This is a genomic window from Arthrobacter gandavensis (assembly GCF_015355785.1).
Lineage (GTDB): Bacteria > Actinomycetota > Actinomycetes > Actinomycetales > Micrococcaceae > Arthrobacter_B > Arthrobacter_B gandavensis_A.
In genome coordinates this window covers 369,607-385,081 of record NZ_JADKYW010000006.1, presented here as the reverse complement: position 1 = coordinate 385,081, position 15,475 = coordinate 369,607, and the positions used below count along the sequence as shown (strand labels likewise).

Annotated in this window: 13 protein-coding genes; 6 read left to right on the top strand and 7 right to left on the bottom strand. The window is 65.3% G+C overall.

From position 1 onward, the window contains the following. Nucleotides 1-358 precede the first annotated feature (358 nt). Nucleotides 359-1,258, bottom strand: a complete 900-nt coding sequence (locus ITX31_RS13545; protein ID WP_194783935.1) for a heme o synthase — start codon at nt 1,256-1,258, stop codon at nt 359-361. 421 nt (nt 1,259-1,679) lie between these two features. Between ITX31_RS13545 and tkt the strand changes: the two genes are divergently transcribed. From tkt to pgl, 6 genes are read left to right on the top strand one after another with little or no spacing between them, the layout of a single operon-like run. Next, a complete protein-coding gene (gene tkt, locus ITX31_RS13540; RefSeq protein WP_194784311.1) occupies nt 1,680-3,869 on the top strand; it encodes a transketolase in 2,190 nt (729 codons plus the stop codon). Between the two features lie 23 nt (nt 3,870-3,892). Beyond that, on the top strand, nt 3,893-5,008 hold the full coding sequence (tal, locus tag ITX31_RS13535) for a transaldolase (protein WP_194783934.1): 1,116 nt from the start codon (nt 3,893-3,895) through the stop codon (nt 5,006-5,008). Between the two features lie 6 nt (nt 5,009-5,014). Continuing rightward, on the top strand, nt 5,015-6,631 hold the full coding sequence (locus ITX31_RS13530) for a glucose-6-phosphate isomerase (protein WP_194783933.1): 1,617 nt from the start codon (nt 5,015-5,017) through the stop codon (nt 6,629-6,631). A 3-nt stretch (nt 6,632-6,634) separates the two neighbouring features. Beyond that, a complete protein-coding gene (gene zwf, locus ITX31_RS13525) occupies nt 6,635-8,179 on the top strand; it encodes a glucose-6-phosphate dehydrogenase (RefSeq protein ID WP_194783932.1) in 1,545 nt (514 codons plus the stop codon). After that, nucleotides 8,176-9,111 (top strand): glucose-6-phosphate dehydrogenase assembly protein OpcA, encoded by a 936-nt coding sequence (locus ITX31_RS13520; RefSeq protein ID WP_194783931.1) that lies wholly within the window; start codon nt 8,176-8,178, stop codon nt 9,109-9,111. The genes zwf and ITX31_RS13520 overlap by 4 nt, the downstream gene beginning before the upstream one ends. After that, nucleotides 9,108-9,938, top strand: a complete 831-nt coding sequence (pgl, locus tag ITX31_RS13515; protein WP_194783930.1) for a 6-phosphogluconolactonase — start codon at nt 9,108-9,110, stop codon at nt 9,936-9,938. Before ITX31_RS13520 ends, pgl begins: the two co-directional genes overlap by 4 nt. 105 nt (nt 9,939-10,043) lie before the next feature. Here pgl and secG read toward each other — a convergent pair whose 3' ends face one another. The 6 genes from secG to whiA form a co-directional block, all read right to left on the bottom strand. Further along, nucleotides 10,044-10,295, bottom strand: a complete 252-nt coding sequence (gene secG, locus ITX31_RS13510) for a preprotein translocase subunit SecG (protein ID WP_194783929.1) — start codon at nt 10,293-10,295, stop codon at nt 10,044-10,046. A 64-nt stretch (nt 10,296-10,359) separates the two neighbouring features. Then, complete coding sequence (gene tpiA / locus ITX31_RS13505) at nt 10,360-11,175, bottom strand: triose-phosphate isomerase (protein ID WP_194783928.1); 816 nt, start codon at nt 11,173-11,175, stop codon at nt 10,360-10,362. 89 nt (nt 11,176-11,264) lie between these two features. After that, nucleotides 11,265-12,491: a phosphoglycerate kinase gene (locus ITX31_RS13500; RefSeq protein ID WP_194783927.1), complete on the bottom strand. Its 1,227-nt coding sequence runs from the start codon at nt 12,489-12,491 to the stop codon at nt 11,265-11,267. Nucleotides 12,492-12,526: 35 nt separating this feature from the next. Continuing rightward, nucleotides 12,527-13,531, bottom strand: coding sequence for a type I glyceraldehyde-3-phosphate dehydrogenase (gene gap, locus ITX31_RS13495; protein WP_194783926.1), 1,005 nt, complete (start codon nt 13,529-13,531; stop codon nt 12,527-12,529). Between the two features lie 221 nt (nt 13,532-13,752). Beyond that, nucleotides 13,753-14,379 (bottom strand): superoxide dismutase, encoded by a 627-nt coding sequence (locus tag ITX31_RS13490; RefSeq protein ID WP_194783925.1) that lies wholly within the window; start codon nt 14,377-14,379, stop codon nt 13,753-13,755. A 107-nt stretch (nt 14,380-14,486) separates the two neighbouring features. After that, the gene (gene whiA, locus ITX31_RS13485; RefSeq protein WP_194783924.1) at nt 14,487-15,467 is read right to left on the bottom strand and encodes a DNA-binding protein WhiA; all 981 of its coding nucleotides are present in this window, start codon (nt 15,465-15,467) and stop codon (nt 14,487-14,489) included. Nucleotides 15,468-15,475 lie beyond the last annotated feature (8 nt).

The following is a 15,475-nucleotide window of genomic DNA, read 5'->3' as shown; positions in this document are numbered from 1 at the left end:
ACCAGCCGGTGCTCTCCACGAAAAGCGCCAAGCAGGCCGGGCAGACGCTCCTGACGAACGAGTGCTGCGGCTATGCCGGCGGAGCCCAGGCCGTCTCGCGGCACCGCGGGCATCCTGTGGGGAGATAACGCTGCTTAGGCGGTCCTCCGCTCATCCTGTGGGGAGATAACGTCGTTAAACCCGGCTCAGAGGGACGCCAACCCACCGAAGGATGCGCCCGACGGCCTCTAAAGGACGCCAACCCACCGAGCGATGCGCCCGACGGCGCTAGAGACAGCGACTCACCGCTGGATACTGGGGATGGTCAAGCGGATACGGGAACCGTCCCTGCGAGGACCAGACCAGCCCATAACCGGACTTACCCGAAGACCGGACCGCCGACGAAGGGATCAATTGCCAGGGCAACGAACAGGATGGTCAGGTAGCTGATCGAACCGTGGAAGACCTTCATGGCTGACTTGTCGGACACCTCTCCACGCTGGGCCCGGGAGTGCAGGCGGTGCGTCTCGGCGAGGAACCAGACGCCGCTGAGCGCGGCACCCGCGGTATAGACCCAGCCGGCGCCGCCAACCGGAACCAGCAGGAGCGAGCACACGACGGTCGCGTAGGCGTACAGGACAACCTGCACTGATACCAGCTTGGCTCCGGCAACGGCACCGAGCATGGGCACGGAGGCGTTGCGGTAGTCCTCGCCGTACTTCATGGACAGCGGCCAGTAGTGCGGGGGCGTCCACAGGAAGATGACGGTGAAGAGAATGACGGCGGGCCATTCAACCGTATTGGTGACCGCGGCCCAGGCAATCAGCACCGGCATGCAGCCGGCGATCCCTCCCCAGACGATGTTCTGGGTGGTGCGGCGCTTGAGAATGAGGGTATAGAAGACGACGTAGAGCAGGATCGCGCCGAGGCCCAGCAGGCCCGTGAGCGGGTTCGCGCCGAACCAGAGCAGTGCGATCGAGACGATTCCGAGGGCCCAGCCGAAGACCAGTGCTTCACGCGGGCTGACCTCTCCGGTCACCAGCGGCCGCTTCTCGGTCCGGCGCATCAGCCGGTCCATGTCCCGGTCGATGTAGCAGTTGAAGACGCCGGCACTCGCGGCGGCGAGGGCGCCGCCCACCATGGTGGCAACCATCAGCCAGACGGAGGGTATCCCGCCCTGGGCGAAGAACATGGTGGGCAGGGTGGTTACCAGCAGGAGTTCAATGACGCGGGGCTTCGTGAGGGCCACGTAGGCCCGGAGCTTACGTCCCACGCTCATTTTTCCGGCGTAAACCGGAACCTCGGCGGGGGCATGCTGCGTTCTCACGAAACGATCACTCAGTCCTGTCTGGAATCCTGTCTGGGCCGTAAAAGTCCACGCTCATCATAACCTCTATCCCCTGTAGAAAACGAAGCACGGATCGGTGATCCGGGGTAAACGGCCCAGGTCCTGGAAACCCGCGGGCCCCGGACGGCAGAATGCGTCCCCCGATACGCCCAATGGCGTGGGCTTCGGGATAAGGTTGAAAACGGACATTTCCTGCGGGGCCGGCAGGTCAGCTGTGCGGCACTGGCAGGAAATTTGTGCATGTCGGGTAACGATTGCGCACAAAACCCGGTTGTAGTGGTGAGAACACCGCATCCGGCGCTGGTAAGCGCCGGTAATCCGTACAGAGAGGGGCCCGGTAAACGTGCCACATTTGGAAGAGCAGAACCTTACCTGGAGCGAGACGGACAGCAAGGCAGTGGATACCGTCCGCGTCCTGGCCGCCGACGCCGTCGAGAAGGTTGGCAATGGACACCCCGGTACCGCCATGAGCCTGGCTCCGGCGGCGTATCTGCTGTTCCAGAAGGTGATGCGTCACGATCCTGCGGACCCGCACTGGATTGGCCGTGACCGTTTCATCCTCTCCCCCGGCCACACGTCCCTCACGCTTTACATCCAGCTGTTCCTCTCCGGCTATGGCCTGGAACTGGATGACCTGAAGGCCCTGCGCACCTGGGGATCCAAGACCCCCGGCCACCCCGAGTACCGCCACACCGACGGCGTCGAGATCACCACTGGCCCGCTGGGCCAGGGCCTTGCCTCCGCTGTCGGTTTTGCCTATGCACAGCGCCGCCTGCGCGGAATGCTCGACGCCGATGCCCCCGCGGGTACCAGCCCGTTCGACCACACCATCTGGGTGATTGCATCCGACGGCGATCTGCAGGAAGGCGTGACCTCGGAAGCGTCCTCGCTGGCCGGCCACCAGGAACTGGGCAACCTCGTGGTGATCTATGACGAGAACCACATCTCCATCGAGGACGACACCGACATCGCCTTCACCGAGGATGTCCTCAAGCGCTACGAAGCCTACGGCTGGCACACCCAGCGCGTTGACTGGACCGAATCCGGCGAATACCGCGAGGACGTCAACGGCCTCTACGACGCACTGGCTGCCGCGAAGGCCGAGACCGGCCGTCCGTCCATCATCTCCCTGCGCACCATCATCGGCTGGCCTGCCCCCAACAAGCAGAACACCGGCAAGATCCACGGTTCGGCCCTGGGCCGCGACGAGGTCGCCGCATTGAAGGAAACCCTGGGCTTCGACCCGGCGAAGTCCTTCGACGTCGACCCGGAGGTTCTCGAGTACACCCGCGGAGTCCGTTCCCGCGGCGCCGGGGAACGCTCCCTCTGGAACGATTCGTTCAACGCCTGGCAGGAAGCCAACCCTGAAGGCGCTCAGCTGCTCGAGCGCATCCAGGCCGGCAAGCTGCCGCAGGGCTGGGAAGATTCGCTTCCGCAGTTCGAAGCGGGCAAGGACGTCTCCACCCGCGCCGCTTCCGGCAAGGTGCTCAGCGCCATTGGTCCGGTCCTTCCGGAGCTGTGGGGCGGTTCCGCAGACCTCGCTGAATCCAACAACACCACCATCGAAGGTGCGCCGTCCTTCGTGCCCGCCGGACGGCAGACCTCGGCCTGGTCAGGCGGGCCCTACGGCCGCGTCCTGCACTTCGGCATCCGCGAACACGCAGCAGCCGCGATCGTCAACGGCATCACCATGGCCAGCAACACCCGCGCCTTCTCCGGGACCTTCCTGATCTTCAGCGACTACCAGCGTCCGGCCATCCGGCTCGGCGCACTCATGGGCGTACCGTCGATCTACGTGTGGACGCACGACTCGATCGGCCTGGGCGAAGACGGACCGACGCACCAGCCGGTCGAGCAGCTGGCCTCCCTGCGGGCCATCCCGGGACTCGACGTCGTCCGTCCCGCGGATGCCAACGAGGTGGCCGTGGCCTGGCGCACCATCCTGGAGAACACCGAGAACCCGGCCGGAATCGTGCTGACCCGCCAGAACGTTCCCACCTGGGAGCGCGGCAGCGGTGCAGCGGACGCCAACGGGTTCGGCTCCGCCGACGGCGCTGCACGCGGCGGCTATGTACTGGCCGAAGCCGTGCGTGACGGCCAGGCCGTCACCCCGGATGTCATCCTTATCGGCACCGGATCCGAGGTCCAGCTGGCGGTCCAGGCACGCGAGGCACTCGCCGCCGAAGGCGTTGCGGCCCGCGTGGTTTCCATGCCGAGCGTTGAGTGGTTCAACCGCCAGGACGAGGACTACCGCGAATCCGTTTTGCCGCGTTCGATCAAGGCCCGGGTGTCCGTGGAAGCCGGCATCGCCCAGGGCTGGCGCGAACTCATCGGCGACGACGGCCGCATGGTTTCGCTCGAGCACTTCGGGGCCTCAGCCGACTACAAGACCCTGTTCAGCAAGTTCGGCATTACGTCCGACGCCGTAGCCCAGGCTGCGCGGGATTCCCTCGCGGCAGTGCACAGCCGGGATGCAGCACCGGCAGGCACCCCCGCAGCATCTTCCGGCGCGGACTCCACCGAGACCGGCGATCAGAAGTAATTAGGAAAAGGAGCACGTACCCCATGACTTCAACACCCACCGCAGCGCTTTCCGAAGCCGGCGTATCCATCTGGCTCGACGACCTGTCCCGGGAACGGATCACCTCCGGTTCGCTCAAGGACCTGATCGCCAGCCGCAACGTAGTCGGCGTGACCACCAACCCGAGTATCTTCGCCGCCGCACTGGCCAACGGTGAATCCTACGCAGCCCAGGTCCAGCAGCTCGCTGACACCGGGGCCAGCGTGGACAAGGCCGTCTTCGAGATCACCACCGACGACGTCATCCAGGCGTGCGACGTTTTCGCTCCGGTATTCGAAACCACCGACGGCGTTGACGGACGCGTTTCCATCGAGGTGGATCCCCGCCTGTCCCGTGACACGCAGGGCACCATCAACGAGGCCAAGGAACTCTTTGACAAGGTTGGCCGCAGCAACGTCCTGATCAAGATTCCCGCGACCGTAGAGGGACTGCCGGCGATCACGGCCGTGCTCGCCGAAGGCATCAGCGTGAACGTCACCCTGATCTTCTCGCTGCAGCGCTACCGCGAGGTCATCAACGCCTTCATGGCCGGCATCGAGCAGGCCAGGGAGAACGGCCACGACCTCTCGAAGATCCATTCCGTGGCGTCCTTCTTCGTCTCCCGCGTGGACTCGGAAATCGACAAGCGCCTGGACGCTGCCGGAACCGATGCGGCCAAGGGCCTGAAGGGCAAGGCCGGCCTGGCAAACGCCCGCCTGGCCTACCAGGTCTATGAAGAGTCCTTCGCCTCCGAGCGCTGGCAGGTCCTGGCCGCGGCCGGTGCCAACGCACAGCGCCCGCTGTGGGCCTCCACGGGTGTCAAGGACCCGGCCCTGCCGGACACGCTGTACGTCACCGAGCTAGTGGCTTCCGGCGTCGTGAACACCATGCCGGAGAAGACCCTCGAAGCGACCGCAGACCACGGCATGGTTTCCGGCGACACGATCACCGGAACGTACGCCGAGTCCGCCGCCCTGCTCGATGAGCTGGACGCCGCCGGAGTCGACTACAACGACGTCGTGCAGGTCCTGGAGACGGAAGGCCTGGACAAGTTCGTGGTCTCCTGGGGAGAACTGCTGGAAACCGTCACCGCCGCACTGGAAACCGCACGGAAGGCATAGGCACCCATGACGACTCTGTCCTTTGAAGCTGCAGGAGCCGCCCGCGACGCGGTCGAGGCGCACGTCCCCGCCCTGGTCCGGGACGAGGTAGCCACCCGGCTCCTTGCCCAGGACCCGACGCTGTGGGGGCCCGACGCCGAGGCCGAGGCCTCCATCCGGCTCGGCTGGCTGAACCCGGCACCGGCTTCCCGGCCGCTTCTGGGACAGATCCGGGCGCTGCGCGAAGAACTGGCCGCCGAAGGCGTGGACCGCGTGGTCCTGGCCGGCATGGGCGGTTCTTCGCTGGCCCCGGAAGTCATTACCCGCACTGCAGGCGTAAATCTGACGGTGCTTGATTCCACGGACCCGGACTCGGTTGCGGCCGCCCTGGCGGAGGACCTTGCGTCCACCGTCCTGGTGGTTTCCTCCAAGTCCGGGTCAACCGTGGAAACCGACTCGCAGCGCCGTGCCTTCGAGGACGCGTTCACCAACGCCGGAATCGACGCCGCCTCGCGGATCGTCATCGTCACCGACCCCGGATCGCCGCTGGACGCGGCGGCCCGGGAGGCGGGCTACCGCGCCGTGTTCAATGCGGACCCCCATGTGGGCGGGCGGTACTCGGCGCTGACCGCCTTCGGGCTTGTTCCCTCCGGCCTGGCGGGCGCGGACATCGAGGAGCTCCTGGACGCAGCCGAAGACACGGCCGAGATCCTCAGCGACAACGATGAGGACAACATCGGCCTGGCCCTGGGCGCTGCGCTGGGCGGCACCAATCCGCTGCGCAACAAGATTGTCATCGTGGACGAGGATTCCGGCCTGGCCGGTTTCCCGGACTGGGCCGAGCAGCTCATCGCCGAGTCCACCGGCAAGCTGCAGACGGGCATCCTGCCGGTCGTCGCAGAGCCGGATGCCCCGGAAGTGAGCGGCGGGGCGCCGGACGTCCTGGTCGTCCGTATTACTGCCCTCGAGTCCGACGCGGCACCCCAAGGCGACCAGGTAGTTGTGTCAGGCAGCCTCGGTGCGCAGATGATGCTCTGGGAGTACGCCACCGCGGTGGCCGGACGCCTGCTGGGCATCAATCCCTTTGATCAGCCCGACGTCGAGGCAGCCAAGAAGGCAGCCCGCGGCCTGCTGGACGCCCAGCCCGAGCCGGCGGCACCGCTTTTCGTGGACGGATCCGTTGAGGTGCGCGGCGACGCCGCACTGCTGGACGGAGCACGGACCCTTCCCAACGCGCTCAAGGCACTGCTGGGGCAGCTTGGCGAAGACGGCTACCTCAGCGTCCAGGCCTATCTGGACCGGGCCGCGCAGGCCGAACTGGAGCAGCTGCGCCCGCGCCTCACCGCGGCTACCGGACGGCCTGTGACCTTCGGCTGGGGACCGCGGTTCCTGCACTCGACCGGACAGTTCCACAAGGGCGGTCCGGCGCAGGGCGTGTACCTGCAGATCACCGGCAACTCAGTGCAGGACGTTTCGATTCCCGGGCGTCCCTTCACGTTCGGAGAACTGATTGCGGCGCAGGCAGCCGGAGACGCCCAGGTCCTCGCTGACCACGGCCGCCCGGTGCTGCGCCTGAACCTGCTTGACAGGAAGGCCGGGGCTGCCCAGCTCGCCGCGGCCCTCACGGACCTGGGTGGTAAATAGCCAATGTTCCATGAGCAAGACAACGGGTCCGCGTCCCCGCTGCGGGACCCCCGCGACCGGCGCCTCAGCCGGATCGCGGGGCCGTCCTCGCTGGTGATTTTCGGCGTGACGGGAGACCTGGCACGCAAGAAGCTCATTCCGGCGGTATACGACCTGGCCAACCGCGGACTGCTCCCGCCCAGCTTCTCCCTGGTAGGTTTCGGGCGGCGTGAATGGAGCGACGCGGATTTCGCCGGGTACGTGAAGGAAGCCGTGCAGGCCGGTTCGCGGACCAAGTTCAGCGACAGCGTCTGGGACCAGCTGGTGGAAGGCATCCGTTTTGTGCAGGGCGGCTTTGACGACCACGATGCGTTCGATACCCTGCACAACACGCTGCGGGACCTGGACGAAAAACGGGGTACCCGCGGGAACGTCGCTTTCTACCTTTCGGTACCGCCCAAAAGTTTCGAGCAGGTCTGCCAGCAGCTGTCCAGCCACGGCCTGGCCGGTTCGGGTGACGGCCGCTGGCGCCGGGTAGTGATTGAGAAGCCGTTCGGCCATGACCTCCAGTCTGCCCGGGACCTGAACGCCGTCGTCGAATCTGTGTTCCCGGCCGACGCAGTCTTCCGCATTGACCACTACCTGGGCAAGGAAACGGTCCAGAATATCCTGGCGCTGCGTTTCGCGAACCAGCTCTTCGAACCGATCTGGAACGCTAACTACGTTGACCACGTCCAGATCACCATGGCCGAGGACATCGGCATCGGTGGACGCGCCGGCTATTACGACGGCGTGGGTGCGGCCCGCGACGTCATCCAGAACCACCTGCTGCAGCTGCTGGCCCTCACGGCCATGGAGGAACCGATCTCCTTCGACGCCGCGCACCTGCGCGCCGAAAAGGAGAAGGTCCTGGCGGCCGTTCGGCTGCCGCGTGACCTCTCGCAGCATTCGGCCCGCGGCCAGTACACGGGCGGCTGGCAGGGCGGCGAGCAGGTAACTGGCTTCCTGGAAGAGGAAGGCTTCAACCCCGATTCCAAGACCGAAACGTTTGCCGCCGTGCGCCTGGACATCAACACCCGCCGCTGGGCCGGCGTGCCGTTCTACCTGCGGGCAGGCAAACGGCTGGGCCGCAGGGTTACTGAAATCGCCGTCGTCTTCAAGCGTGCGCCCAACCTGCTCTTCCGGGACCACGCCGAGGACGACTTCGGCCAGAACGCCGTAGTCATCCGGGTGCAGCCGGACGAAGGCGCAACCATCCGCTTCGGGTCCAAGGTCCCCGGAACACAGATGGAAGTCCGGGATGTCTCGATGGACTTCGGCTACGGCCACTCGTTCACCGAATCCAGCCCGGAGGCGTATGAGCGACTGATCCTGGACGTACTGCTTGGCGAACCGCCGCTGTTCCCGCGGCACGAGGAAGTTGAACTCTCCTGGAAGATCGTGGACCCCTTCGAGGAATACTGGGCCTCCCTCGATGAGCAGCCCGAACCCTACGCACCCGGAAGCTGGGGACCCCCCTCCGCCGACGAACTGCTTGCCCGCGACGGAAGGACCTGGAGAAGGCCGTGATAGTTGACCTGCCGGACACCACCACCTCGAAGGTGTCCAAGAAGATCGTTGCGATGCGGGACAAGGGCGGCGTGATCGCACTGGGCCGGGTGCTGACCCTGGTGATTGTCACCGAGCCGGACTATGTGGAAGAAGCCATCGAGGCGGCGAACGACGCGAGCCGCGAACATCCCTGCCGGGTGATCGTGCTGGCGGCCGGTTCCGCCGATGAACCGTCCCGTCTCGATGCGCAGATCCGCGTGGGCGGCGACGCCGGTGCCTCGGACGTTATCCTGCTCTACGGGTACGGGGAGCTTGCAGCCGAAAGTGAATCCCTGGTGTCCGCGCTGCTCCTGCCGGATGCTCCGATTGTGGTGTGGTGGCCGCACGGCCTTCCCCAGTCGGCTGCCTCCACCCCGCTGGGACGGATTGCCCACCGCCGCATTACCGATGCCGCCAACGAACCCGATCCCAAGCAGGCGCTGCTGGACCTTAGCGCCAGCTACGCGGACGGCGACACGGACCTGAGCTGGACACGGCTCACGCTGTGGCGGATCCAGCTGGCCGCGGTGCTGGAACAGAACGGTGCGGACGGCATCAGGTCCATCATTGTGGAAGGGGCTTCCGATTCGGCCAGTACCTTCCTGCTTGCCGCCTGGCTGAAGTACGCCCTGAAGGTACCGGTGGAGATCATCGAGGATCCTGCCGGGGCGGGAATCCGGCGGGTCCGCATCGAGCGGGATGCCGGCGCGCTGGAGCTGCGCCGTCCCGAAGGCAGCACCGCCTACCTGACCCAGCCCGGTCAGCCCGAGCAGCGCATTGCCCTCCCGCTGAGGACACTGCACGAATGCCTCGCAGAAGAGCTGCGCAGGCTTGACCCGGACGAAGTATTCGGAGAAGTACTAACCCAGGGGCTGGCCGCGTGCCTGGCCCCGGAAGGGAACGCCGCATGAGGCACTCCCCCAACGGCGTGACGATCCACCCCCACTTTGATGCCCTGGTGAAGGCCACGGCGGCACGGCTCGTCACCAAACTCGTGGACGTACAGAGCAGGCGCGGCGAAGCCACCGTTGTCCTGACCGGCGGCAGCGCAGGCACGGCAGTACTGGCTGCGGTGGCATCCGGTCCGGCCCGCACCGCCGTCGACTGGACCCGGGTGAACTTCTGGTGGGGCGACGAGAGGTTCGTGGCACCGGACTCCCCCGAACGTAACGCCCTGCCCGCACAGGAGGCGCTCCTGCGGCCCCTCAATGCCGACCCTGCACGGGTGCATGAGATGCCCTCAACGACCGACTTCGACACGGTTGAAGAGGCAGCGGAAGCCTACGCGGCCGAGCTGGCCGGCGCTGCCGGGGCGGAGGTGCTGGCGGAGGGCTTTGCTGCTCCCGATCCGCGGCTGCCGCGCTTCGACGTCCTGCTCCTGGGCGTGGGCCCGGATGCCCACGTGGCTTCACTGTTCCCCGAGATGGCAGGAATCCGCACCAGCGGGCAGACCACGGTTGCCGTTCGCAACTCCCCCAAGCCGCCGCCGGAGCGGGTCTCCCTGACGCTTGAAGCAATCAACAGCGCCGAGGAAGTGTGGCTGACGGTCGCCGGTGAGGACAAGGCGGGCGCGGTGGGGCTTGCCCTGGCCGGTGCAGGACCTGTGCAGGTGCCCGCCGCTGGTCCGCGGGGACAGCTCAAGACCCGCTGGCTGATCGACCAGGCCGCCGCCTCGCAGCTTCCCGAGCGGCTGCTCGAGGCCGAGGAGGCTGAGGAGTCCGAGGAGTCCGGCAGCTAGGTTCGCGGCCTGGTTCAGACCGGCAGCGAAAGCGAAGGAAGGCCCCGGTCCTGGTAACCGGGGCCTTCCTTTCGCGTTTACGTCCCGCAGTAGTGCGGGGAGATCCTACGATTCGCCGGAGAACCGCTGGATGAGGCCCAGGGCGATGATGATCATGCCCCAGGAAATGCCGAGGACCACAGTGAAGCGGTTGAGGTTCTTCTCGGCGACGCCTGATGAACCCATGCTGGTGCTCATGCCGCCGCCGAACATATCCGACATGCCGCCGCCGCGCCCCTTGTGCAGGAGAATCAGGAGGGTCAGCAGCAGGCTGCTCAGTCCAAGCAGGACAAGCAGGATGATCTTCAGAATTTCCACGTACGGCCTTTCACGGGTGACACATCAGATTGGAGACCTTGCTGCTGTGCAGGTCAGACGTAGGTCAGTCGGTCACCAGATGTTGTTCGAACCTGACAATATTAGCAAATTCGGCTACGTCCAAACTCGCCCCGCCCACCAGCACGCCGTCGACGTCGCGCTCCTTCAGGATGCTGGCCGCATTGGATGCCTTGACGGATCCGCCGTAGAGCAGGCGCACCTTGGCGGCGACGGCGTCGTCATAGAGGTCCGCCAGTTCGGTGCGGATGGTGGAGCACATCTCCTGGGCGTCGTCCGGACCGGCGACCTCGCCGGTTCCGATGGCCCAGACAGGTTCGTACGCGATCACCAGCTTGGAGACTTCCTCGGCGGATAGCCCGGCGAGGTCATTGCGGACCTGCTCAAGGGTGTGCAGCAGGTGCTCCCCTGCCTGGCGTTCGGCCAGGCCCTCGCCCACGCACAGGATCGGGGTGAGGCCGTTGCGGAAGGCGGCTTTGAGCTTGGCATTAAGCAGTTCGTCCGACTCGCCGTGGACGCTTCGCCGCTCGCTGTGGCCAACCAGTACGTAGCTGCAGCCGAGCTTGGCGAGGAACTGGCCGGAGATGTCTCCCGTGTAGGCCCCGGAATCTTCAGGGGAAAGGTCCTGGGCTCCGTAGCCAACTTTCAGCTTGTCGCCCTGGACCAGGGTCTGGGTGCTGCGCAGGTCAGTGAACGGCGGGAAGACCACCACTTCGACCCGGGCATAGTCGTGCCGGGCATCGCTGAGGGTCCAGGCCAGCTTCTGCAGCAGGGTGATCCCCTGGACGTGGTCCATGTTCATTTTCCAGTTGCCCGCAATCAGCGGAGTGCGCTCGTACTTGCCGTTGATGGAGGTAGTCATCTCTGCTCCGGTTTCCTAGTGAGTGGATAAAGTTTCGCGGACACGACGAACGGGCCCGCCGGAGCCGCTCCAGCGGGCCCGTTCGGGGCCTACTTGTCGAGGATGGCAATCCCCGGGAGTTCCTTGCCTTCAAGGTACTCCAGGCTCGCGCCGCCGCCGGTCGAGATATGCGAGAAGTCGCTGTCGGAGAAACCGAGCTTGCGCACGGCTGCCGCGGAGTCACCGCCGCCTACTACGGTGAGGCCGGAACACTGCTTCAGCCCCTCGGCGACGGCACGTGTGCCGCCGGCGAAGGCATCGAATTCGAAGACCCCCATGGGTCCGTTCCAGAACACGGTCTGGCCGGACCGGATGTGCTCGGCAAAGGCCGCACCCGACGCAGGGCCGATGTCCAGGCCAATGCCGGAGGCGCCGAAGCGGCTGTCTTCCATTGAGTCTGCGGCTACCACCTCGTGTTCGGCGCCAGCGGCGAACTTGTCTGCAACCACGATGTCCGTGGGAAGGACGAATTCGCAGCCAACCTCCTTCGCGCGGGCCAGGTAGTCCTTGACCGTGCCGATCTGGTCCTCTTCCAGCAGTGAAGCGCCCACCTTGTGGCCCTGGGCGGCAAGGAAGGTGAAAACCATTCCACCGCCCACGAGGAGGTAATCCGCGCGGGTCATCAGGTTCGCGATCACTGCCAGCTTGTCCGAGACCTTTGAACCGCCGAGCACCACGACGTACGGCTTGGCCGGGTCCTTGGTGAGGCGTGAAAGGACTTCGAGTTCGCTGCGGACCAGGTTGCCCTCGTAGGCGGGCAGGACTTCAGCGATGTCGTAAACACTCGCATGCCTGCGGTGGACCGCCCCGAAGGCATCATCCACGAAGGCGCCGCTGCCGCCGGTCAGGGAGGCCAGTTCATGTGCGAGCTCCTGCCGCTCCGCATCGTCCTTGGATGTTTCCCGCGGATCGAAGCGAATGTTCTGCAGGACCAGCACGCTGCCGGAAGCAAGCGATCCGGCCAGTTCCCTGGCGCTGGAACCAACTACGTCCTCGGCGAATTCAACCGGAAACGGAGCGAGTTCATCCAGGCGGTCCGCGGCCGGGCGGAGGTTGTACTTCTCGTCCGGCTTGCCCTTGGGCCTGCCCAGGTGTGCCATGACAATCACCTTGGCGCCGTGCTCGACCAGCAGCTGCAGCGTGGGAAGAGAGGCACGGATCCGGCCATCGTCGGTAACGCGCCCCTCATCCAGCGGCACGTTAAGGTCCGAGCGGACCAGAACGTACCTGTTGTTCACGCCGTCGCTGATCAGTTCGTCAAGTGTCTTGATTGTCATGTCAACCTTTGTTTCTTAGCCGTACGGGCGGGGACCTAGAGCTTTGAGGCTACAAGCGCGGTGAGGTCCACCAGGCGGCAGGAGTAGCCCCATTCGTTGTCGTACCAGCCAACAATCTTGACCTCGTTGCCCATTACCCGAGTCAGCGGGGCATCGAAGATGCAGGATGCAGGGTCGGTCACGATGTCGGAGGAGACAATTGGTTCGTCGGAGTAGCGCAGGTAGCCGTTGAGGTTCCCTTCGCTCGCGGCCTTGTAGGCGTCGTTGATTTCCTCGACGCTGGCCTCACGCGCCAGAGTGACCGTCAGATCAGTCACGGAACCGGTGGGTACCGGCACGCGGAGGGCAAAGCCGTCCAGCTTTCCGTCGAGTTCGGGAATGACCAGCCCGATTGCCTTGGCAGCTCCGGTGGTAGTGGGAACGATGTTCAGGGCTGCGGCGCGGGCGCGGCGGAGATCTCGGTGCGGACCGTCCTGCAGGTTCTGGTCCGCCGTGTAGGCGTGCACGGTGGTCATGAGGCCGCGTTCAATGCCGAACGCGTCGTTGATGACCTTGGCAAGCGGCGCCAGGCAATTGGTGGTGCAGGATGCGTTGGAGACGATGCTGTCGGTTGCCGGATCGTACTCGGAGTCGTTCACGCCCATGACGATGGTGCGGTCCGCTCCCTTGCCGGGCGCGGAGATCAGGACTTTCCTGGCCCCGGCATCGATGTGCCTGCGGGCGTCGTCGGCCTTGGTGAAGAACCCGGTGGACTCGATGACGATGTCCACGCCCATGTCTTTCCAGGGCAGGTTGGACGGGTCCCGCTCGGCCAGGACCTTGATGGTCTTGCCGCCCACCACCAGGTTGCCGTCCTGGACCTCGACGCTCTCGCCGATGCGCCCGGTGATTGAGTCGTACTTGAGCAGATGGGCCAGTGTCTCGGGGCTGGTCAGGTCATTGACGGCGACAATATCCAGGTCCGCGTTCTGCTCGAGTGCTGCCCGAAAGTAGTTGCGTCCGATACGCCCGAATCCGTTGATTCCAACACGAGTAGTCACTTTTGTTCTCTCCTTGATAGCGGTCGTTCGAGAATCAGTGACCTCAGTGGTGCAAGGCCACTTCAGTTGACGTCACAGGAGCGGCGCAATCCGGACCTGCATCAGCGCACGGACTGCCGGTCAGGCACTGCATGAGCCGTTGCTTCATCTTACGCGCAGGTGCCGCCGGTGTGTGACCGGCGGCACCTGATAAACGGCGTCGCAGACGCAATTTAGACGTGTTAGGCGGGCAGGATCAGTCCGGTGGCGCCGGAGCGTGCCGCGTCGAAGCGGGCAGCGACATCGGCCCAGTTGACGATGTTCCAGAACGCCTTGACGTAGTCAGCCTTGACGTTGACGTAGTCCAGGTAGAAGGCGTGCTCCCACATATCCAGCATCAGCAGGGGGATGGTGCCAACGGGAATGTTGCCCTGCTGGTCGTAAAGCTGTTCGATGACGAGGTTTCCGCCGAGGGGCTCGTAGGCCAGGATGGCCCAGCCGGAGCCCTGCAGGGAGTTGGCCGCCGCGGTGAACTGGCCGCGGAAGCCGTCGAAGGATCCGAAGAAGTCGTCGATGGCTGCCGCGAGCTCGCCTACCGGCTTGTCGCCGCCTTCGGGAGAGAGGTTGTTCCAGAAGATGGAGTGGTTGGTGTGGCCGCCGAGGTGGAAGGCGAGGTCCTTGGAGAGCTTCGGGATGTTGCCGAATTCACCCTTTTCCCGGGCCTCAGCCATCTGTGCCAGTGCGGTGTTGGCGCCGGCGACGTAGGTGGCGTGGTGCTTGTCATGGTGGAGTTCCATGATGCGTGCCGAGATGTGGGGCTCAAGGGCTGCGTAGTCGTACGGCAGTTCCGGCAGTGTGTATTCGTTCACGAAAATCCTCCGTTGATTGTCGGATCCATAGTTCCGGATGGCGGATCCATCCGGACGTTTGATAGTGCTGCATAGATCAGCACGCTTAGTCCATCCTATGCAAGACGTTACTGGTCTAGCATTTCAGGGGTCACATTGGCTTCAGTGCCGGGAATGCCGAGTTCAGCTGCGCGCTTATCCGCCATGGCGAGGAGCCGGCGGATACGGCCCGCGATTGCGTCCTTGGTCATCGGCGGATCGGCCAGGCGGCCGAGCTCGTCGAGGCTGGCCTGCTTGTGCGCTACCCGCAGCTCTCCGGCATAGCGCAGGTGCTCCGGCACATCTTCACCCAGGATTTCAAGGGCCCGCTCCACACGGGCACCGGCAGCTACGGCGGCCTGGGCCGAGCGGCGCAGGTTGGCGTCGTCGAAGTTGGCCAAACGGTTGGCCGTGGCTCGGACTTCCTTGCGCATCCGGCGTTCTTCCCAGACCATCAGCGCATCGTGGGCGCCCATGCGGGTCAGCAGGGCCGCAATGGTGTCCCCGTCGCGGATTACAACGCGGTCCACGCCGCGCACTTCCCGGGCCTTCGCCTGAATGCCGATGCGGCGGGCAGCGCCGACCAGGGCCAGGGCGGCCTCCGGGCCGGGGCAGGTGACTTCCAGCGAGGAGGAACGGCCGGGCTCAGTCAGGGAACCGTGCACCAGGAACGCCCCCCGCCAGACAGCTTCGGCATCTGCGGCGGAGCCGTTGACCACGACGGACGGCAGGCCGCGCACAGGACGCCCGCGGGCGTCAAGAAGCCCCGTCTGCCGGGCGAGCGACTCTCCGTCCTTGACCACGCGGACTATGTAGCGGTTGCCGCGGCGGAGCCCTGAGCCGGACACCACCACGATGTCGCTCGCGTGGCCGTACACTTCTGCGATGGCGGCGCGCAGCCGGCGCGCGGTGGAGGCCAGATCTACTTCCGCTTCAATCACGATCCGGCCCGAGATGATGTGCAGGCCTCCTGCAAAACGCAGCATCGCCGAGACTTCGGCTTTACGTACCGAGGACTTCTTTACGCTCAGGCGTGAAAGTTCCTCTTTGACTGCAGCAGTCAGCGCCACAAATACAC

Excerpts from the sequence above, each read along its gene's own strand:
- ITX31_RS13545 (WP_194783935.1), bottom strand. The coding sequence starts at position 1,258 with ATGAGCGTGGGACGTAAGCTCCGGGCCTACGTGGCCCTCACGAAGCCC.
- tal (WP_194783934.1), top strand. The coding sequence starts at position 3,893 with ATGACTTCAACACCCACCGCAGCGCTTTCCGAAGCCGGCGTATCCATC.
- ITX31_RS13530 (WP_194783933.1), top strand. The coding sequence starts at position 5,015 with ATGACGACTCTGTCCTTTGAAGCTGCAGGAGCCGCCCGCGACGCGGTC.
- zwf (WP_194783932.1), top strand. The coding sequence starts at position 6,635 with ATGTTCCATGAGCAAGACAACGGGTCCGCGTCCCCGCTGCGGGACCCC.
- pgl (WP_194783930.1), top strand. The coding sequence starts at position 9,108 with ATGAGGCACTCCCCCAACGGCGTGACGATCCACCCCCACTTTGATGCC.
- tpiA (WP_194783928.1), bottom strand. The coding sequence starts at position 11,175 with ATGACTACCTCCATCAACGGCAAGTACGAGCGCACTCCGCTGATTGCG.
- ITX31_RS13500 (WP_194783927.1), bottom strand. The coding sequence starts at position 12,491 with ATGACAATCAAGACACTTGACGAACTGATCAGCGACGGCGTGAACAAC.